Genomic DNA, 19985 nt, shown 5'->3' with positions numbered 1-19985 from the left:
CAGCTCAGGTGGAAGATACGACAGGTTGTTGTACAGGTAACCAGATTTTAAAACTGGTGCCTTTACCTGCTTTGGTTGTCACCTCAAAACGCCCGTGATGGCGTTCAATGGTGTTAAGAGACAAGGCAAGGCCCAAACCCGTGCCTTTTCCTATAGCTTTAGTGGTAAAAAAGGGTTCAAAAATTCGTGATAAGTGTTCATCACTGATGCCGCAGCCATTGTCCTGCACTTCAATCCAGACCCAGTCTTGCTGAACTCCGGTTCTGATATGGATTTCGCCCTTTTCGGAGATCGCATGCCCGGCGTTCACCAGTAAATTCAGCATCACCTGGTTCAGCTGTGAAGGTATACACTCCACCATAGGCAAAGCTGCAAAGTCTTTGTGTATCACAGCTTTGTATTTCAGTTCGTTATTCACAATAGTCAAACTGGACAAAATTCCTGCTTCAATGTTGGCTAGCTGGAAATGGCCTTCATCGGTATGGGATAAATCTTTCAGTGACATGATCTGAGCGATCACCTGCTCCAGGCCAAAGGCTGATTCCTTTAACAAGTTGCGAATGTCTTCACAAATGTAGTCAAAATCAAATCTCTTCTTAATGGCCTCTGATGGCTCTGTACTACCAGGAGCAGACAGCACTTCAATGATTTTAATCAGGTTATCCACATAATCAGAAAAGGTATGCAAATTAGAATGCACATAACCCACAGGATTGTTTATTTCATGGGTCACGCTGGTCGTTAACTGTCCAATGACGGCCATTTTCTCCGATTGAAACAGCAGCTGTTGCATATGCTCTGACTTTTTCTGCAACACATTGTGATCCGATACCTGTTGAAACAGCAGGCAATAGCCTCTGCATTGAGGTTCAGTAAGAGGAACAACCTGATAGACCATTGGCCCGACCTGGCTCACCTGAACCGGGCCACAGAGTGCCAGTGTGTTGGTCTTATTTTCCAGCAAGGAAATGCCTGGCATCACATCAGATAAAAAACTACCTGTTTTATAATCAGAAAAAATACCAGTCGCAAACAACAGCACTCCTGATGGATCAACCACCAGCAGATCTTTATGCAATAGCTGTAATACGGCGCTCGACATTGAATCCAATACTGTCATAAGGTTTTACCCATCTAATCCTGAAAAGTACTAAACCTGAGCCAACACAATATCGGAACACCACAGATAAAGGCAATACAGCATACTCAGGACAGACTGGCGGCTTACTTCACTGCCGTCAGATAACTTTCTATCACCAGACTCAGCAGCTCTTTACTACATGGTTTGCTTAATACCTGATCAACCAGTCCTGCTTTTATCAACTCATCCGCAAAATCTTCACTGCTGCCGCTCAGCAACACACGCTTAACAGCATGGTGTTTGTTATCCAGGCCACGAAAAAACTCTGCACCTGTCCCGTCCTTTAAATAATAGTCGCACAGTATCAACTGAACCTGGTGTAGCTCCAGCAGCTCATAGGCCTCTTTCATCGTCAGACAAAATAAGGATTGCCAATCAGACTGCCGGAACATGCGCTGGTAAGCGTTAAGCAGAAATTGCTCATCATCGACAAACAATACAACAGGCGCATTATTGCTGTGCATCAGAGCACGCTTCTCCATTTGCCAAAACAAGGCTGTTATTGCTGTGCATCAGAGGGCGCTTCTCCATCTGCCAAAACAAGGCTGTTATTGCTCTGCATCAGAGGATGCCTCTCCGTCCGCCAAAATATAGCTGTCCACCTCTGCCAGAGTTTCCGCCCATACAGCTTCAAATATCGGATAACTGCGCTGCGCTTCAACCATATCTCTGGTTTTGAGCTGCCGCTCAAACACCTGACAAAGCCGTGCCATTCGTTCAGCCCCCACCATAGCAGCCATTGTCTTTAAACTATGTACATATCTTGTAATATCGTCAAAGGCGCCGGTGCGCCACAAGGTATCAATCTGAATCACATAACCCAGAGCTTCAGATCTGAATTGTTGCAGAGTGTCGATAATCAGTCCTGCATCTGATTCACCATAAATCAGGCTGATGGCTTCAACGGTCAATAAAGGCCGGTTCGAAAGGGGTCGCAACACAGGCCCTTTATTCATGACGGTCTGATTCATCAATAGGGTGTACAAAGGGCCTGTTCAGTGTCTGCACCCACCAATAGGTGATACGCTTAAATAAAGGTTGGATCTGTGAGTTATGTTTGGGGTTTGCTTTTGCCAGATCGCCCCCTAATTCAGTCAGCTTCTGGATCCTGTCATTAAAGAATACCCAAAAGCTTTGCTGACCATAGCTGGTATTTTGCAGTTTTTTCCCCACATAAATTAAGTAGTCTATGGCCTCAACAATGCGTTTTATTTCATTTGCTAATGCAATAGCTTTGCTTTCTTTAACAAATAAGTTGTGAAAGAAGTTGATACGTTGCGCCAGGATCAACATACGCCTGTCCAGTTGGTGAAAACCCGTTGTTGAGTTTTCCGGCCAGACCACTAATTCGGCGAGTTCGGTTTCAGTTTCATTCTCTTCCTGTGGCACATAGCCCTTGTGGTCAGAAGCAGACAAAGAACGGACTATGGCAACATGAGATCGGTAGGGTTCAGCGGTAAGAGCTGGCTCCGCCGCTTTTACTTCTCTTTTCTCGGGTACAAACACAATTTTTTTGTAATGTTCAGCATCAAGGATCTGTTTTTCGTGTTGTAAATGAAATAGCACTTTTTTCTTTAAACCATCAGCAGACAATGGTTTAGCTAAAAAATCATTCACATCGTATGCCAGACACTCTAAAACCATATCTTTATAGGTATTACCAGAAAACATTAAAACAGGAATATCGTGAGGGTTATTGAGCGCACCACTGCGTAGTTTTTTTAACAGCTCAAGGCCATTTGGTGCATTCATCTCAATGTCGGTGATCAACATATCTATGGTTTCATGTTCAAGAATATCGATAGCAGTACGCCCATCAGTTGCCTTTAGCACTTTGCAGTTTTTAATAGAGGTTATAACTTTAAATAAAAAGTCACACATCAGCAGAACATCATCTACAACCAGGATCGTAAAAGTACGGGTCGGTATCAACGAAACGCTCCTTGTTTTAACTTTATTAATCTCATCATCGCCTTAGGGCATCTTTAACTGCAGTTTAGTAGCGAAAATGGATATTTGCTTAGTTTGTCTTCTGTTTAGCATTTAAGTTCAGCTGGAATTATCGACAGAACCACCTGATGACTCCCTGAAAGCACAGTAAATTTCTGCGTTGCTCTGCTATACTGCGCGCCTCTTCGATGGATGTGATTTCCGATGCAACCCAATTTGCTGAAAGGCGCGTTATTGCTGTTACTGGCTGAAGCTTGTTTTGCCGGTATAGGTGCTTTAGTCAAACTGACCAGCGACAGCGCCAGCAATGCTCAGGTGGTGTTCTTCCGCAACTTTTTTGCTTTGTTGGTGATGCTGCCCTGGCTTTGGGTGCAAGGTAAACAATTGCTCTATACCCAGCGCTGGTATCTGCATTTAAGCCGTTCTGTGACCGGCATTATTTCGATGTACTGCTTCTTTTATGTCATTAGCCAACTGCCTTTAGCGCAAGCTATGGTGGTGCTTTTAATGTCGCCTTTTATAGTGCCGCTGATTGCTAAATATTGGCTCAAAGAAACCGCCAGTCTCCTGACTTTATTTAGCATAGCTCTTGGCTTTGGTGGCGTATTATTGGCTTTACCTGTAGCCAGCGGAGGGGGTGCTTTTTATCTGTTTTTAATAGCGCTGCTGTCGGCTGTATTAGTCGCAGTCACCAAAACCACCATACGTTATATGTCTGACACTGAGCCCGCAGCCCGTATCGTATTTTACTTTTCCTTGCTAACCGCCATTATCTCTTTTGTGCCCGTGCCTTTTTATTGGCAGGAATTACCCACCATAGCCTGGTGGGCTTTTGCTTTTATGGGTATTTTGGCTGCTATAGGTCAGATGGCCATGACCAAAGCTTATGCGTTAGCACCCGCTTCTGATATTGGCATCTGGACTTACAGTTCTGTTATTTTTGCCGGGCTTTTTGGTTATTTATTCTGGTCCGAACCTGTCACCATGAGCTGGTTTGCCGGTGTGGCTATTATCTTTTACGCTGGCTATATCAGCACCAGACAACGTTTGTGGTAAGCGAGCCAGCTGTCCCTGTGTGCGATGACACTTCCATTAAATTCCTTGTTTTGGTTAATTTTTTGTTGCTAAAACAAGAAACCAGGTCTAGCTTTATTTAACCAAAACAGGGAAAGGCTTTCAGACCGTTTAAAAAGCAACACTCTGCCGATTTTGGAAAACTCTGTCCGCCTCAGCAACAAGGAGTGAACCATGTCCAGGTTAAATTTCACCGTCTATGCCGAAGGTATTCTCTATCCGGATCACAGCCAGCAAGCCGTCAGTACCACCATTTCCCAGTTACAAAACTCAGGTTTTACCAGCCTGATCCTTGGCTTGTTTCATATAGGCCGTAACTACTCGATTCAGCCCAGCCAGATCCTGGGGGATATTTACTTTAACAATACGCTGATTATCTCCGAAGGCCATTATGTAGCAGACCCTGACTGGCCGGCCTTGATCAACAGCACCCTGGGCGGCACTGTCACCAGCCTCAGCGCTTCGATTGGTGGTGGTGGGGTGATGGACTTTGAAACCTTACAAAAAATCTATCAGCAAAACGACAACAGCTACAACGGCACTAATCTGGCCACTAACTTAAAAGTATTAAAACAGACTTTTCCGGCCATCAGCATTATTGATTTAGACTGCGAAGATAAATACGACCTGCCGTCTTTTGTGGCCTTTTGCCAGCTCGCCAACAGTCTGGGTTTTCACTTAACCTTTTGCCCCTACACCTATCAGCAGTTCTGGACCAACGCCTTACAGCAATTAAACAACACCAACAAAGGCGCAGTGAAAGGCTGGAATCTGCAATGTTACAACGGCGGCAAAGGCAACCAGCCTTCACAATGGGCTCATGCTATTGCTGAAGCTATTCCGGGTTTTGATACCACAGCTTTTATTGTGGCAGGAGACTGGACCTATGACAGTCCGGCACTGGTACGGCATTTGATGAAATCTTTTAAAGGCAGTAAAACTCTGGGGGGTGGCTTTATCTGGACTTTGGATCAGATAGTTGCCAACGGCTCTTCCGATCCACAGCAACTGATGACGTCTTATGTTGAAGCCATCTCTGCTGGATTAGGCAAAACACTTTAAGCCCCTGGCCGCAGTAGTGCGGCTTTTCCTCACAAAATAGTGGCAGTCCCCTGCCTGTTCAAATTTATTTTAATTCGCTTCAAACCTTTTTCCTGCTCCTGACGACTCATTGGTAATAGCGGCATTTTTAATGCCTGTCCAAAGAGCAAGAGTGCAGGAAAAACCATGAAAATAGCGGATACCAGCAGCCAGGATGAACGGCTGGCACCAAAAAAAACCACTAAGAAATTCTGGGTAGCAGGCTCCGTCAGTCTGCTTTTGGTCTTGCTGTTATGGCAGATTGTCCCTGCAGCACGCAGCTGGTCGCAGTCAGATATCTCAGTGTCTTTGTCGCGCGTGCGGCTGGATACAGTAAGAACAGCAGATTTTACCCGGGATATTTCAGCTCAGGGTCAGGTGGTCGCAGCGGTCAGTCCTAAACTTTATGCTCCGGCTGAGGGCACTATCAGCTTATTACTGGATGCAGGTACTGAAGTGAAACAAGGGGATGTGCTGGCGACTATCGACAGCCCCGAGCTGAATAATAAACTGCTGCAGGAACAAGCTACCTTTTACAGCTTAGAAACCAGCCATGACCGTCAAAAAATCTTAGCCAAAAAGCAGCAACTGACCGACAAAAAAGCGGTGGACATAGCACAAGTGACTTTAACCACAGCAGAGCGTGAGAAACGCCGTGCCGATCAGGGCTTTGACAAAGGTGTGATCAGCAAAATTGAGCACGAAAAAGCGCAGGACGATTTAGAAACTGCCAAATTGCAGCACCAGCACGCTGTGGAAGATGCCCGCCTGAATAAAGAAAACCTTGATTTTGAAGTGCAAAGTTTAGCTCAGCAACTGGACCGTCAGCGTTTGCTGGTGGAAGACTTTCAGCGCCAGGTCAATGGCCTGCAAGTCCGTTCTCCGGTCAATGGTTTGCTGGGTAATCTGGCGGTAGAAAACAAAACCTATATCACCAAAAACCAGCTGATTTTATCCGTCGTGGATTTAAGCCAGTTTGAAGTCGAAATTGCCGTGCCTGAAAGTTATGCCAACGACTTAATCATTGGTTTGCCAGTGGAAGTCACAGCTGAGCAAAAGCTGTATATGGGCAAGCTGGTGACCATTTCTCCTGAAGTGTTCGAAAACCAGGTCAAAGGCCGGGTGCGTTTTACCAAAGAAGCGCCCCCTGCTTTGCGTCAAAACCAAAGGTTAAGCAGCCGCATCTTATTGGAACACCGCGAAGGCGTGATGCAGGTCGCCCGTGGTCAGTTCCTCGACAGCAGCAATGGCAAATTTGCCTACAAAGTCAGCAATGGCATGGCGATTAAAACCCCGATTGAACTGGGCGCCCGTAGCCTGAATTCAGTTGAAATTCTGGCTGGTTTGCAGCCAGGCGATCAAATCATTACCTCAGGCACTGACATTTTTGAAGGCGCCAGCACAGTACAACTGAATAACTGAATAAATAACTAAGGCGAGAACGCCAGAGGACTTGTTATGTTAACTATGAATAAAATCAGTAAATCCTTTATCACTGACGACGTGGTCACTCATGCGCTGCGTGATATCCAGCTGCATGTCAACGAAGGCGACTTTGTCAGTGTGACAGGCCCTTCAGGCTCAGGCAAAACCACTTTTTTAAATATTGCAGGTTTGCTGGAAACCAGCACCAACGGTGAATACCTGCTGGACGGCGAAGACATCACCAAACTAAACGACAGCGGCCGCTCCCGCATGCGGAACCAGAAAATAGGCTTTATTTTCCAGAGCTTTAACCTTATTCCTGATCTTAACCTGTTCGACAATGTGGATGTGCCTTTACGTTACCGTGGCCTGAATACAGCAGAGCGCAAAAAACGTATTGAATACCATCTGGATCAAGTGGGTCTAGCTTCACGTATGAAGCATCTGCCAAGCCAGTTGTCCGGTGGTCAGCAGCAACGTGTGGCTATAGCCCGCGCCCTGGCAACCTCGCCCCGCTTTTTACTGGCGGACGAACCCACAGGTAACCTCGACAGCCAGATGGCACAAAGTGTGATGAGCCTGCTGGAAGACATCAATAAAGCCGGCACTACTATTTTGATGGTCACACACGACCCCAGCCTGGCGGCCCGTGCTAAACGTCAGATTTATATTAAAGATGGTCATGTCAGCGAGCTAACCAATAAAAACTCTAACCTGCATCTGGTTGGCGAAGCTTAAGGAGCGGCTATGTTTTCTTATTATGTAAAGCTGGCTTACTTAAGCTGCAAACGCACCTGGGGTATGACGCTGCTGATGGTCTGCGCCATAGGTTTAGGTATTGGTGCTTCCATGACCACCATTACAGTGAACTACCTGATGTCGGCCAATCCTATTCCACAAAAAAGTGAGCAACTGTTTTTTGTGCAAATGGACGCCTGGCAACCCAACAATCCATACAACGACGACGGTGACGCCCCCACTCAACTGACCTATCGTGATGGCACTTATTTATGGCAGGCACAAAAAGCCAAACGCCAGACGATTCAAAGTGGTATGGCGGCAGTGATAGAACCTGCAGATAAAGAAGTGTTGCCTTTTATGGTGCAAGGCCGCGCTAACAGTGCCGACTTTTTTCCTATGTTTGATGTGCCTTTTTTATATGGCACGGGCTGGGATCATCAGGCCGATCTGAAAAAAGAGCGGGTGATCGTAATCAACGCTGAGCTCAACGAGCGCTTATTTGGTGGCAAAGATTCGACAGGCCAGACAGTGCGTATGGCCGGTGAAGACTACAAAGTGACAGGAGTGATCGACAGATGGAACCCAAAACCTAAGTTCTACGACATCAGCACAGGTGCTTTTAATGATGTAGAAGAAGTTTTTGTGCCTTTTAGCTTAATTACCGAGCAAAAATTCAGCCGCTCTGGCAATACCAACTGTTGGAAACCCACAGGTTCAGGTTTTCAGGCCTTTTTAGACTCTGAATGTATCTGGCTGCAATTGTGGGTGGAACTACCCACAGAGCAGGATAAAGAGGCTTATTTCAGCTTTATGAATGCCTACGCCAAAGAGCAACATCAATATGGCCGCTTTGCCCGTACCGACAACAACAAGTTGCGTGACGTGATGCAGTGGCTGGAAAACCAGCAAGTGGTCGCAGACGACGCCAACATGATGATGGCCATGTCGTTGATGTTTCTGTTGGTGTGTTTACTCAATACTGTAGGTTTATTGCTGGCGAAGTTTTTAGGCAAAGCCTCAGAAATTGGCGTGCGCCAGGCCTTAGGTGCAAGCCGTAACGATTTGTTTATTCAGCATTTAATTGAATCAGGCTGCATAGGTTTGGCAGGTGGTTTATTAGGTTTAGTGCTAGCCATATTGGGGCTTGAAGCCATTAAAGTGATGTATGGCGACTGGATCCGCGATTTGGCCCAATTGGATTTGACTTTAGTCGCCATGGCTATTGGTTTAGCTATTGTCAGTGCGTTATTAGCAGGTTTGTATCCCACATGGCGTGCCTGTCAGGTGCAGCCGTCCGTTCAGCTGAAAAGCCAATAAGGAGTTTGCCATGTTAAATCTGTTTTCCGGATTAGAGTTAGGACCTATATTCCGCGCCTTAATGCGCAATAAAATTGGCGCTTTGCTGATTGCCCTGCAAATTGCCCTGACATTGACCATTATGGTGAACGCCATCTTTATGATGCAGGAACGCAGCCAGCAAATGGCCAGAGCCAGCGGTTTGGATGAAAGCAATACCTTTTATCTGAGCAACACTGTCTTTGCTCAGAATTACAACCTGAAGACAGCGTTGCAGCAGGATTTACAGCGTATTCGCCAAACTCCTGGTGTGGTGGATGCCACTCAAATCAATGCTATTCCTCTAAGCGGTGGTGGCTGGTCTATGAGCCTGCAAACCAAAGCTGGTGATGATATTGAAGGCACTGGTTCTGCAGTTTATATGGTCGACGAACACGGTATCAATGCTTTGGGCGTGGAGCTTATTGCAGGTGAAAACTTCCAGAACTCAGACATCGTCTGGCGTGAAGAAGGCAGTACCACCTGGCCTCCTAAAACCATCATCACCAAGGCATTAGCAGAAGCTATGTTTGAAGGCGACTGGAAAAGCGCCTTAGGCAAAACTGTCTACATTGACAATCATCAACCTGTGCAAATCACAGGCATTATCAACACCCTGCAAGCACCATGGAACGGCTGGAATGGTGTGGAGCGCAGCATGCTGGTGCCTCAACAACTGGATAACAAAGGCAGTCGCTTTTTTATTCGCACCGAACCAGGTCGTCGTGATGAACTAATGCCTGTGATTGAAAAAATGCTGGCCGAAAGTGACAGAGGTCGCATTATCCGCAACGTCACCAGCATGGAGCAAACCCGTGATAAAAGTTATCAGGAGCATCAGGCCACTAATACAACCCTGCTGACCGTCATTATTGTGCTGACGCTGATCACAGGTTTTGGCATTGTGGGTCTGGCCATGTTCAGTATTAACAGACGCACCCGCCAAATCGGCACCCGCCGCGCTTTGGGCGCCAGTCAGTGGCAAGTGATGCGCTACTTTATGCTGGAAAACCTGTTGATAAGCTCCGCCGGCGTAATCTTAGGCGCAGCTGGTGCAATAGGCCTGAATATCTGGTTGGTTTCAACCTTCAGCATGAGCCCGTTAAGTCCTGTGTTATTGGTAATAGGTGTAGTGGCCTTGCTGATCGTAGGCCAGCTGGCGGTCAGTTATCCGGCCTTAGTGGCTTCGAGAATTTCGCCAGCTACGGCAACCAGAGGACGGGCTTAAGAGTTTTATCTTTGATCCCTGATTAAGTAAAAAGTGACCAACCTTTCCCTCAGCTTTTTGTCCTTCGGCTGAGGGATTTTTGTTTGTGGTATTACATGCCAAAATCGTTAACAATCAACACTCGCCTTTAGATCACAAAGTTATGCAAAAAGCCTTTCTGCACTGCTCAAGGATTAGCAATGAAACTATATCAGTACCTGAATTTTGATGAGAAAGACGGCAAGTATTTTCGACTGGAAACTGTACGAAGAAATAAGCTGTGGCTGTCCAATCCAAAGACCTTTAATGACCCGCAAGAGCTTAAATACAGACTCGACACAGAATATAGGTTTAATTCTCCAGACTCTGCCAAGCTCTGTGAATTCATTTTAAATAATATAAAACACAGAAATCTGCTGGACCAAAATCTTCCGACTCTTGATAGTGATATGACCGAGCAAATACACACTCTCTTTGGGGAGAGAATTGAAGACGATAGCTATCTAAATGTGATCTTAGACTCCGCACAAACACATCATAGATGCGCAATCGCATGCTTTTCTGAAACGGTATCCAACACATTAATGTGGTCCCATTACAGCAAAGGTCATAGCGGATTTTGCGTCACATATGAAATAGTAGACGCCCTAGAAGGTCAAAAGACATCGTTATTTGAACACAATTCACATAACAGATATTTACGAAGTGTTGACTACACTAGCAAACCTAAATCAATCAATTATTGGGATATTTTTTTGGGCTCAGCCTTTGAAAAAATACTTTGCACAAAATCAATCGAATGGGCACACGAAAAAGAAATACGCCTTATCGCACCAAACAGCCTTGAGTCAGCAACACAGAAGGAAATAGCCGGGGTAGAGATAGATCTCCCGGATAGATTCAGAATTACTGAGATTACCGCGGGCTGCAAGATAGATGCTTGTCATTTGGAACACCTCAAACAAGCGGTAAACGCGCTTAGAGAGCTAACGAAGAATGATATTAAAATCACAAAAGCGGCAATCAATAAAAATGACTTTAATATTGAGATACATGATGTTGATTAGCTCCGTTTTCTAAACGGTTTCGCCGCTGGCGAGATACTTTCTTTTGCTTCGCCAAAAGACAAGTATCCAAAGAAAAGGCGACCCCAGGTCGCAGCGAAAGCCCGGCCCAAAATCGTGCGTCCAAGGCGACTCGGCAACTCGTTCGTCGCTACCGCTCCTCGCTCAAACACTCCTCGTCTTAAAACCTTGGCCTCCCAATTTTGTCCGGCTCGCGCCCCAATGGGGGCCCATTCGACATCAAGTCCGGTTGCTGTAGAGGTCTTTTAACTATAGTAGGCATTGTTCAAAGCTTTTACGCCAAAGCCAATCTCACTGCAAAACCGGTAAATAACAGGCCTAACAATAGATTGCCTGCTTGTCCTGCTTTGGGTTGGCCTTTGAAGAAGCTGGCTATGGCTGCTCCTGCATAGATCAATGTGGTCAGGTACAGCAGACTGATGATTTCCAGTACCACCGCCAGCACCAGATAAGGCAGCCAGTTGGGGGTGAAGCCGGAGTCGATAAACTGGATAAAAAATGACAGGAAAAACAGAATGGCTTTCGGGTTGGTCAGGCTTAATAACAACGACTTGCGAAATACTGAACCTGTTTTAATAGCAACTGCAACCGCCTGCACCTCTTGTGCATCTGCATTAGCTTTGGGTTGGCGCAAACTTAATAAAATTTGTACGCCCATATAAAGCAAATAGGCCGCACCTAAATACCGTATCCAGCGAAAGAGTTCCGGAGAGGCTAACAGCATGGACGCCAACCCGAGGTAAGACAACAGGATCAGAATGCCGTCACCCAACAATACGGCGGCAAGTGCACGCCACGCATGTTTTGGTCCCTGCACCATGCTGGTTTTCAGCACAAACAGACTATTTGGCCCCGGCATCAGGATAATCACTACTACTCCGGCCAAAAAAGTCCAGAACTGAATCACACCAAAAGTTTCCATCATTATCCTCTGAGCAACAATTTTACCGGCTCTGCGTTGTTATTTGTCTCTAAATATTATCAGGCCAACGGCTTATAAAAGTCACTGCAATTTAGCGGGGAAATTGACAAAACCCGGAGAACACTACCGCATGGAAGCAACTTAGCACCAGACTAAGCTACAAAAGTTGCTATGCAGGTTTTATGATACAGCTTTAAAGCAGTACAAATCCTCTCGCAGCCGATCCACTGCTGGCACTTCAAGCCCTACTAGGATAAAATGCGCGTCCTTTTTCTTGGCGTTAACTTTTTTACGGGCTACAACACAAATGGGCAAAAAGCTGCACATTAAGACCTGGGGCTGCCAGATGAACGAATACGATTCATCCAAAATGGCAGACCTGCTGGATGCAACTCATGGCTACACTCTGACTGAAGATGCTGCTGAAGCGGACGTGATCCTGCTGAACACCTGCTCTATTCGTGAGAAGGCTCAGGAGAAGGTATTCCATCAGTTAGGTCGCTGGCGTCCGCTGAAAAAGAAAAACCCGGATTTGATTATTGCAGTCGGTGGTTGTGTGGCTTCGCAGGAAGGCAAAGCCATTCGTGAGCGTGCGCCTTATGTCGATATCGTATTCGGACCACAAACTTTGCATCGTTTGCCTGAAATGATTAACTCAGTGCATGGCAACAAATCACCAGTGGTCGACGTGTCCTTCCCGGAAATCGAGAAGTTTGACCGTATGCCAGAACCAAAAGCCGATGGCCCTACCGCCTTTGTGTCCATTATGGAAGGCTGTTCTAAATACTGTACTTTCTGCGTGGTGCCTTACACCCGTGGTGAAGAAGTCAGCCGTCCACTGGATGACGTCTTACTGGAAATCGCTCAGTTGGCTGAACAAGGTGTACGTGAAGTGAACCTGTTGGGTCAGAACGTGAACGCCTACCGTGGTGCAACTTTTGATGGTGAAATCTGCCATTTCTCTGAGTTACTGCGTTTAGTTGCTGCCATTGACGGTATTGACCGTATTCGTTACACCACATCGCATCCTGTTGAATTTACAGACGATATTATCGAAGTGTACCGAGATGTGCCTGAGCTGGTGGATCACCTGCATTTACCGGTGCAATCCGGCTCAGATCGCATTCTGGCATTGATGAAACGTAACCATACAGCCATCGAATACAAATCGAAAATTCGCGCACTGAAAAAAGTACGGCCAAATTTATGTATGTCGTCTGACTTTATTATCGGCTTCCCTGGCGAAACTGCAGAAGACTTCGAAGCCACTATGGATTTAATCAAAGCGATGAACTTTGATATGAGCTTCAGCTTTATCTACAGCGCGCGCCCTGGTACTCCGGCTGCCGATTTACCGGACGATGTATCGGAAGAAGAGAAAAAACAACGTCTGTATCTGCTGCAAGACCGTATTAACCAGCAGTCATTACAAATTGCCCGTGCTATGCTCGGCACTGAACAACGTATTCTGGTGGAAGGCCCGTCGAAAAAAGACATTATGGAGCTGACCGGCCGTACGGAAAACAATCGTGTGGTGAACTTTGAAGGCTCACCCGATATGATTGGCCAGTTTGTAGATGTTTTAGTGACTGATGTCTTTACCAACTCATTAAAAGGTAAAGTGATCCGCACTGAAAAAGAGATGGATTTACGTCGTGAAGTATCGCCACAACAAATTCTGGCGGCTAAAGCGGCAAAAACAGACGAATTGGGAGTGGCAACTTTTACTCCTTAGTTAAAAACAGCATGCTGAGGCCAGCATCAAAACTGGCCTCTATGCGTTACCTACTGAAAAGAGATAAAACTTTTGGATAACCCCATCACCAGTTTAGAATTTTCTCTCTCCCCTTTCGAACCTCAGCGCCTGGCTTTTTTATGGGGCCCCTTTGACGATAACTTACGTCAGATTGAACGCCGATACCGTGTGCAGGTGTCCTACCGCGACAACCAGTTGCGTTTAGTGGGTTTAACTGAGCAACTTGAGCCGGTAAAACAAATCATCGAATCTCTGTATGGCGAAACTGCGAATGCCCAGGGCAAAGCTGTGCCTTTAAGCCCTGAGCAGGTGCATCTGGTGATCCAGCAACAGCAGCAGGAACCCACAGAGCAGCAGTTTGATGAAGAACAGGTCAGCATTAAAACCAAAAAAGGTGCAGTCAAAGGCCGCAACGCCACTCAAAGTGCATATGTGCGTAATATTCAGCGCCACGACGTAACTTTTGGTATTGGCCCTGCGGGTACAGGCAAAACCTATTTGGCTGTGGCTTGTGCTGTCGACTCGCTGGAAAAAGGTGAAGTGCGTCGTATAGTGCTCACCCGCCCTGCAGTAGAAGCCGGTGAAAAATTGGGTTTTTTACCCGGCGATTTAGCGCAGAAAGTGGACCCTTATTTACGGCCTTTGTACGACGCTTTATTTGAAATGTTAGGTTTTGAAAAAGTGGAAAAGTACTTAGAACGTGGGGTGATTGAAATCGCACCTCTGGCTTATATGCGTGGCCGTACTTTAAGTGATGCTTTTATTATTCTGGATGAAAGCCAGAACACCACAGTAGAACAAATGAAAATGTTCCTGACCCGTATTGGTTTTAATGCCAAAGCGGTGATCACAGGCGATATCACCCAAGTGGACTTACCCCGTGGTCAATACTCAGGCTTAAAGCATGCGATGGATGTATTGTCTGAAGTACCGGATCTGAGCTTTAACTTCTTTAAAGCCAAAGACGTGGTTCGCCACCCTGTGGTGCAAAAAATTGTCATGGCGTACGAAGCTTTTGAACAGAAAAAGCTGGAGGCCCAGGAAGAAGCAAAACAAGCCGAAAAGCAGGCAGCAAAACAAGCAGCTTTGGACGCAGCCAACACGAGTAAAGACTAAAACATGAGCATTACCCTGGATTTACAGCTGGCAAGCGAAGCGCCGAACCTGCCATCCGAAGCCCAATTTCAGCTCTGGCTGGAAGCCGCTATTCTGCCTTTTCAGGAGATAGCAGAAGTCACAGTACGAATTGTGGACGAAGAAGAAAGTCAGCAATTAAACTTTGATTACCGTGAAAAAGATAAACCCACTAACGTGCTGAGCTTCCCTTTTGAGCTGCCACCAGGCGTGGAAGAATTGCCATTATTAGGTGATTTAGTTATTTGTGCTCAGGTAGTGGCAGCAGAAGCTGTAGAGCAAGGCAAAGAATTACATCATCACTGGGCCCATATGGTGGTGCATGGCTGCTTGCATTTATTAGGCTTTGACCATATAAATGACGCAGATGCGGAGCAAATGGAAGCAGAAGAAATTCTGATTTTGCAGCAACTGGGTATAAAGAACCCTTATGTTTTAGAAGATTAACTGTTATTTTAATTTCTTGCGTACCTGAAGCTGCAGCCTGGTTGACTTTAAACTCTCGCCGCAACTCATTTTACTTTGGGTATTTTCTTTTTCATTACTTGGAGCTTAAGTTCACTCATGGGTGACGACCATTCCCACTCTAGTCGGGGTTCTGCCGCCAAATCATGGCTGGAACGTATAGCCGCGATTTTTACCGCAGAACCACAAGATTTATCTGATCTGGTTGAAGTGATCAACGAAGCTGCGATGCGCAAGCTGATTGATAACGATACTCACAGTATGTTGCAGGGTGTTTTGGATGTCTCCAAAATGCGCGCCCGTGACATTATGGTGCCACGTTCGCAGATGGCTACCATTAATATTGATCAGTCCCTTGAACAAATGATGCCGCTGCTGCTGGAAAATAACCACAGCCGTTATCCTGTGGTTAACGAAGACAAAGACCATATCGAAGGTATTCTGCTGGTTAAAGACTTGTTGCAGCACAGCTTACAAGGCAATACCGAATGGAGTCTGCGCGATTTATTACGCCCCGCTGTCATTATCCCTGAAAGTAAAAGGGTGGATGCCTTATTAAAAGAATTCCGTCAGAAACGCTACCATATGGCCATAGTGGTTGATGAATACGGTGGCGTGTCCGGTTTGATTACTATTGAGGATATTCTGGAACAAATTGTCGGTGAAATCGAAGACGAACACGACGATGAAGAAGATCTGGATATCAAAAAAATGGCCAGCCATGTCTATCAGGTCAGCGCTTTAACACCTGTCGACGAGTTTAATGAAAGTTTCGGCACCAGCTTCGATGAAGAAGAGGCTGGTACTATAGGCGGTATAGTGCTGCATGCCTTTGGCCATATGCCGGAAAAAGGCGAAACCATTGAACTGCAAAATCTGACCTTTAAAGTCAGCAAAGCCAATAGCAGACGTCTGGTGCAGTTGCAGGTCATTCGTGCTAAAACTGCCACAGAAACTACAGCGCTACAGAAGGACTAACTTTTGCTGTTGTCAAAAACCTCCTGGTTCCCAGCCCTGCTTTTAGCAGGGCTGGGTGCATTAAACACCTTAGCTTTTGCCCCTTTTACTTACCATATGTTACCGCTGCTGACCTTGTCTGTAATGGCGTATTGCCTGCTGCAGGCACAAAGTCCAAAACAGGCAGCCCTGTTTGGTTATGCCTATGGTTTGGGCTGGTTTGGTGTGGGGATCAGTTGGGTGCATGTCAGTATCGCCACTTTTGGCGGCATGCCACTGATTGCCAGCCTGGCTATTATGGCATTTCTGATAGGTTATCTGGCACTCTTCCCTGCCCTTGCTATATGGTTTAGCTGGCGATTTCGAGGCAACTTTTGGTTTCCGCTGCTATTAGCTTCCAGTTGGTTTATCGCCGAAAATATCCGTTCCTGGTTTTTAACTGGCTTCCCCTGGTTATCTGTGGGTTATAGTCAAACCGATGGCTGGATGGCGCCATGGGCTACGGTAGTGGGCGAAACCGGCATCAGCTTTTTAATGCTGTTGATTGCAGGTTGTGTGGCAGTAGCTATTCAGAGCAAGCTGTGGGTTTGGCCAGCGATAGCGGCCATAGTATTGATGGTCAGCCCTGCATTAAACAGCATCAAAGGCTGGCAAGATACTGGCGAGCAGGTGAAGGTAGCTTTAGTGCAAGGCAATATAGCCCAGGATTTACGCTGGGATCCGGAGCAGGAAGCCATCACTATGCGCAAGTATATGGAGCTGAGCCGCCCACATCTGAACGCCGATATTATGATTTGGCCTGAAGCCGCTATTCCACAACTCGAGCCTTTAGCTTTAGCCTATTTATTTAATCTGGATATGCTGGCGGCAGAAAACAATACAGCTGTTGTCACAGGTATTCTGGATTACAAACAAAACGGTGATGCTTATAACGGCATGATCGTCTTGGGGAAATTTTCTAAAGAAGCCAGTGGCGGCGATTACAGATACAACACAGACAACAGGTACCAGAAACATCATTTATTACCCGTTGGCGAGTTTGTGCCTTTTCAGGATGTACTGAAGTATGTAGCACCGCTGTTTAACCTGCCGATGAGTTCATTCAGCCGTGGGGATTGGCTGCAGCCTAATTTACAAGCCAATGGCTATTCACTGCTGGCCGCTTTGTGTTTTGAAATTGCCTTTCCACGCCAGATGATTGCCAACTTTGATGATAATACCCACTTCCTGTTGACGGTCAGTAACGACGCCTGGTTTGGTGCCTCTATTGGCCCCCACCAGCATTTAGAAATAGCCAGGATGCGTGCACTGGAATTAGGCCGCCCACTACTTCGCGCCACCAATAACGGCATTACCGCTGTGGTGACTGCTGATGGCAAAGAACAAGCACGTTTAGCTCAGTTTGAAGAGGGAGTGTTAACAGCTGAAGTGCCATTGGTACAAGGCCGTACTTTATACAGCCTTTTGAGCGACTGGCCAGTGCTAATAATCAGCCTGCTTTGTGTTGGTCTGTTAAGTGTCAGACGCTACCAGTTGGCTAATCAAGCTAAGTGACGCGCCTCCAATAAACAAAGCCACCTTGCGATGGCTTTGTTGTTTTAAAGACAACTTAAAGCTTGTAGCTTTGCTGATGTCCCAAGGTCGTCTGATACACAACTTTGGTGATGTCATCAACAAAAAACCATTGTGCATCTATTTGTGTTTTACTGAATGACACCAACAGGTAGCCGCGTTGATGCAAGTTACAGTATTCCAGCTCGTTGATCAGTGTAGGTAACACATCAGCCAACTGCTCTACCTGAGCGGTATTGAGTTTCAGATAAGTCTCAATACCAGGGGAACTAACCGAAGCAGTAGCCAGCTCTATTCCCACTTTTTTACCTTGTTGATCATGTAAAGTCGAAGCCCAGGCATTATGGGTATCCCCTGCCAGGACCACCAGTTGTTTATTCTGCTGCTGTGCCGTCTGATAAATCAGTTCGCGCTCATAGGGATAACCATCCCAGGCATCCAGGTTGTAAGCAATCACTGACTCTATACGTTGCTTGTCCTGTGCAGTCAGGCTTCCATCACCTTGCTGTGCGCGCTGCTTTAATGCTGAAAGTTCAGCAATCTGTTTTACCAGCTCAGGGCCTGGTTTAGAAAAAGCTGACAACAACTCAGATGGAAACATCATCTTCGCCATTAAGACCTGCTGGCCTAACACCTGATACCGGGCTTTAGAACGCAGCAACTGAGTTTGCAGCCATTGCTGCTGTTTTTGTCCCAGCAAAGTACGGTTTGGACTGGTTAAATCGCCGACAAAACGCTGAGTATCAAAGGCGCCGGTTTCTTTATTTGTGTAATGCTTGTACTCCAGTTGCACATTACGCCCTTCAATCCGGGTGTCGAGCATATGCAAATCGACCAGATCACCAAAAGAAAAGCTGCGGTACAAACTTTGTTGTTGTCCTGAAACCAAAGGCCGTATTGGCATCCACTCGTAATAGGCCTGTAGCGCATTGAGCTTACGCTGCTGATAATCGCCTTCATTGGGTTGATGGTTTTCAGCGCCGTCTGTCCAGGCATCATTGGTAATTTCGTGATCATCCCAAACACAGATAAAACTGTGGCTGGCATGAGCTTGCTGTAAATCTTTGTCACTGCGGTATAAAGCATATCGGTTGCGGTAATCCGTCAGACTGATAATTTCGCCCTGATTATCTGCGGCTAAAGCCCGGCCTAATTCAACAGAGCGTTCTGTGGCATAACCATCGTGCTCGTATTCGTAAATGTAATCACCTAAATGCAATACGGCATCGAGTTGCTGTTCTGCCACTTGCTGATAGACATGAAAATAACCCGCCGGATAATTAGAGCAAGACAACACAGCAAAACGCACATGCGATACAGAACCTTCAGGCAAAGTTTTCGCATGGCCTGTTGCAGACATAGTATTGCTATCACTAAAACGATAATAATAACTGCGGCCAGGCAACAGGCCGGTTAAATCCACTTTGCAGCAATAATTGGCTTCTTTACGCGCCAGACAAAGCTGCTGATGTTGCACAACAGAAAAGTCGGCATTTTCACTGACTTCCAGCAACAACTGCACTGAATCCGGCTGTTGTTCAGGTGTCACTTTAGTCCATAAAATTAAGCGGTCTGTTAAAGGGTCGCCACTGGCAACGCCATGCAAAAACTGAATAGGACTGCTGTTTTTTGCTGTTTTGACTGAACTGCTGCAACCAAAGACAGCGGTACTTAGCCAGGCTGCTCCGGTTAAAAAAGCGCTGTTTTTAATAAAATTTCTTCTGCTAAAATTCGACATAGTTCCTCCGAAAGAGGATCACTTTAAATTGCTTTAGTGATTTTTTTATGACGAAAAGCCAGGGTAACAGCACTTTTTATTCACACTCCCCCTTATCACCAACAACATTAAAGTTACATACCTAAGCTAGGAGTTAGAACATCAGAATACTTAAAGAACAAAAGATGAAATCACACAATATCGTTAACAATTTTCCAGATAATTGCACTTTACAAACCAATTAAGGTACAGATTTGCAGAGAATTGTGTTTTACATAAAATAAGATAGGGAAAAACAAAAGAAAGATGTGAAATATACAACGCAAAAATTGAGAGTGTAAAAAAATCTGTGTAAGTGGCATTCTACCTAACTCCTTGGAAGGGATAAAGAATGCCAATTACAGACCAATTACTGGATCAGCTG

18 protein-coding genes are annotated in these 19985 nt (G+C 46.0%); 12 read left to right on the top strand and 6 right to left on the bottom strand.

The genetic code is table 11. From position 1 onward, the window contains the following. Positions 1-4 precede the first annotated feature (4 nt). From J2W69_RS18120 to J2W69_RS18105, 4 genes are all read right to left on the bottom strand, one after another. Positions 5-1120 (bottom strand): sensor histidine kinase, encoded by a 1116-nt coding sequence (locus tag J2W69_RS18120; RefSeq protein WP_310281119.1) that lies wholly within the window; start codon positions 1118-1120, stop codon positions 5-7. A gap of 104 nt (positions 1121-1224) precedes the next feature. Further along, positions 1225-1605, bottom strand: a complete 381-nt coding sequence (locus J2W69_RS18115; RefSeq protein ID WP_310281117.1) for a response regulator — start codon at positions 1603-1605, stop codon at positions 1225-1227. An 84-nt stretch (positions 1606-1689) separates the two neighbouring features. Further along, complete coding sequence (locus J2W69_RS18110; RefSeq protein ID WP_310281115.1) at positions 1690-2079, bottom strand: Hpt domain-containing protein; 390 nt, start codon at positions 2077-2079, stop codon at positions 1690-1692. A gap of 10 nt (positions 2080-2089) precedes the next feature. Further along, positions 2090-3073, bottom strand: a complete 984-nt coding sequence (locus J2W69_RS18105) for a response regulator (protein WP_310281112.1) — start codon at positions 3071-3073, stop codon at positions 2090-2092. A 222-nt stretch (positions 3074-3295) separates the two neighbouring features. Here J2W69_RS18105 and J2W69_RS18100 point away from each other — a divergent pair, with 222 nt between their 5' ends. The 7 genes from J2W69_RS18100 (at position 3296) to J2W69_RS18070 (ending at position 11020) form a co-directional block, all read left to right on the top strand. Next, a complete protein-coding gene (locus J2W69_RS18100) occupies positions 3296-4147 on the top strand; it encodes a DMT family transporter (RefSeq protein ID WP_310281110.1) in 852 nt (283 codons plus the stop codon). 192 nt (positions 4148-4339) lie between these two features. Then, positions 4340-5227, top strand: coding sequence for a hypothetical protein (locus J2W69_RS18095; RefSeq protein ID WP_310281108.1), 888 nt, complete (start codon positions 4340-4342; stop codon positions 5225-5227). A gap of 165 nt (positions 5228-5392) precedes the next feature. Further along, complete coding sequence (locus tag J2W69_RS18090) at positions 5393-6667, top strand: efflux RND transporter periplasmic adaptor subunit (RefSeq protein ID WP_310281106.1); 1275 nt, start codon at positions 5393-5395, stop codon at positions 6665-6667. A 36-nt stretch (positions 6668-6703) separates the two neighbouring features. Further along, a complete protein-coding gene (locus J2W69_RS18085; RefSeq protein WP_310281104.1) occupies positions 6704-7408 on the top strand; it encodes an ABC transporter ATP-binding protein in 705 nt (234 codons plus the stop codon). 9 nt (positions 7409-7417) lie between these two features. Further along, positions 7418-8728, top strand: a complete 1311-nt coding sequence (locus tag J2W69_RS18080) for an ABC transporter permease (RefSeq protein WP_310281102.1) — start codon at positions 7418-7420, stop codon at positions 8726-8728. A gap of 10 nt (positions 8729-8738) precedes the next feature. Then, entirely contained in the window at positions 8739-9974 is a 1236-nt protein-coding gene (locus J2W69_RS18075) for an ABC transporter permease (protein ID WP_310281100.1), read from the top strand. Positions 9975-10153: 179 nt separating this feature from the next. Continuing rightward, positions 10154-11020, top strand: a complete 867-nt coding sequence (locus tag J2W69_RS18070) for a DUF2971 domain-containing protein (protein WP_310281098.1) — start codon at positions 10154-10156, stop codon at positions 11018-11020. Positions 11021-11312: 292 nt separating this feature from the next. Here the strand turns inward: J2W69_RS18070 and leuE are convergent, their stop codons facing one another. Continuing rightward, entirely contained in the window at positions 11313-11963 is a 651-nt protein-coding gene (leuE, locus tag J2W69_RS18065) for a leucine efflux protein LeuE (protein ID WP_310281095.1), read from the bottom strand. Positions 11964-12267: 304 nt separating this feature from the next. On the opposite strand from leuE, the gene miaB reads away from it, so the two are divergent. The 5 genes from miaB to lnt all read left to right on the top strand — a co-directional run bounded on the left by miaB (position 12268) and on the right by lnt (position 17826). Next, on the top strand, positions 12268-13695 hold the full coding sequence (miaB, locus tag J2W69_RS18060; protein WP_310281093.1) for a tRNA (N6-isopentenyl adenosine(37)-C2)-methylthiotransferase MiaB: 1428 nt from the start codon (positions 12268-12270) through the stop codon (positions 13693-13695). 72 nt (positions 13696-13767) lie between these two features. Beyond that, positions 13768-14832, top strand: a complete 1065-nt coding sequence (locus tag J2W69_RS18055) for a PhoH family protein (RefSeq protein WP_310281091.1) — start codon at positions 13768-13770, stop codon at positions 14830-14832. Between the two features lie 3 nt (positions 14833-14835). Beyond that, on the top strand, positions 14836-15297 hold the full coding sequence (gene ybeY / locus J2W69_RS18050; protein ID WP_310281089.1) for an rRNA maturation RNase YbeY: 462 nt from the start codon (positions 14836-14838) through the stop codon (positions 15295-15297). 117 nt (positions 15298-15414) lie between these two features. Further along, positions 15415-16293 (top strand): HlyC/CorC family transporter, encoded by an 879-nt coding sequence (locus tag J2W69_RS18045; protein ID WP_008900342.1) that lies wholly within the window; start codon positions 15415-15417, stop codon positions 16291-16293. Between the two features lie 3 nt (positions 16294-16296). Then, positions 16297-17826, top strand: coding sequence for an apolipoprotein N-acyltransferase (gene lnt / locus J2W69_RS18040; RefSeq protein ID WP_310281085.1), 1530 nt, complete (start codon positions 16297-16299; stop codon positions 17824-17826). Positions 17827-17881: 55 nt separating this feature from the next. Here the strand turns inward: lnt and J2W69_RS18035 are convergent, their stop codons facing one another. Then, positions 17882-19582: an alkaline phosphatase D family protein gene (locus J2W69_RS18035; protein WP_310281082.1), complete on the bottom strand. Its 1701-nt coding sequence runs from the start codon at positions 19580-19582 to the stop codon at positions 17882-17884. Between the last annotated feature and the right edge of the window lie 403 nt (positions 19583-19985).

The sequence above is a fragment of the Rheinheimera soli genome, from assembly GCF_031457405.1.
Classification (GTDB): domain Bacteria; phylum Pseudomonadota; class Gammaproteobacteria; order Enterobacterales; family Alteromonadaceae; genus Pararheinheimera; species Pararheinheimera soli_A.
The sequence above is the reverse complement of the archived record's forward strand: the minus strand, read 5'-3'. Positions and strand labels throughout refer to the sequence as shown.

What these genes read in the sequence shown, in the direction of transcription:
- leuE (WP_310281095.1), bottom strand. Translation starts at nt 11,963, where the DNA reads ATGATGGAAACTTTTGGTGTGATTCAGTTCTGGACTTTTTTGGCCGGA.
- J2W69_RS18090 (WP_310281106.1), top strand. Translation starts at nt 5,393, where the DNA reads ATGAAAATAGCGGATACCAGCAGCCAGGATGAACGGCTGGCACCAAAA.
- ybeY (WP_310281089.1), top strand. Translation starts at nt 14,836, where the DNA reads ATGAGCATTACCCTGGATTTACAGCTGGCAAGCGAAGCGCCGAACCTG.
- J2W69_RS18100 (WP_310281110.1), top strand. Translation starts at nt 3,296, where the DNA reads ATGCAACCCAATTTGCTGAAAGGCGCGTTATTGCTGTTACTGGCTGAA.
- J2W69_RS18070 (WP_310281098.1), top strand. Translation starts at nt 10,154, where the DNA reads ATGAAACTATATCAGTACCTGAATTTTGATGAGAAAGACGGCAAGTAT.
- J2W69_RS18075 (WP_310281100.1), top strand. Translation starts at nt 8,739, where the DNA reads ATGTTAAATCTGTTTTCCGGATTAGAGTTAGGACCTATATTCCGCGCC.
- miaB (WP_310281093.1), top strand. Translation starts at nt 12,268, where the DNA reads ATGGGCAAAAAGCTGCACATTAAGACCTGGGGCTGCCAGATGAACGAA.
- J2W69_RS18085 (WP_310281104.1), top strand. Translation starts at nt 6,704, where the DNA reads ATGTTAACTATGAATAAAATCAGTAAATCCTTTATCACTGACGACGTG.
- J2W69_RS18080 (WP_310281102.1), top strand. Translation starts at nt 7,418, where the DNA reads ATGTTTTCTTATTATGTAAAGCTGGCTTACTTAAGCTGCAAACGCACC.
- J2W69_RS18115 (WP_310281117.1), bottom strand. Translation starts at nt 1,605, where the DNA reads ATGCACAGCAATAATGCGCCTGTTGTATTGTTTGTCGATGATGAGCAA.
- J2W69_RS18045 (WP_008900342.1), top strand. Translation starts at nt 15,415, where the DNA reads ATGGGTGACGACCATTCCCACTCTAGTCGGGGTTCTGCCGCCAAATCA.
- J2W69_RS18095 (WP_310281108.1), top strand. Translation starts at nt 4,340, where the DNA reads ATGTCCAGGTTAAATTTCACCGTCTATGCCGAAGGTATTCTCTATCCG.
- J2W69_RS18035 (WP_310281082.1), bottom strand. Translation starts at nt 19,582, where the DNA reads ATGTCGAATTTTAGCAGAAGAAATTTTATTAAAAACAGCGCTTTTTTA.
- J2W69_RS18120 (WP_310281119.1), bottom strand. Translation starts at nt 1,120, where the DNA reads ATGACAGTATTGGATTCAATGTCGAGCGCCGTATTACAGCTATTGCAT.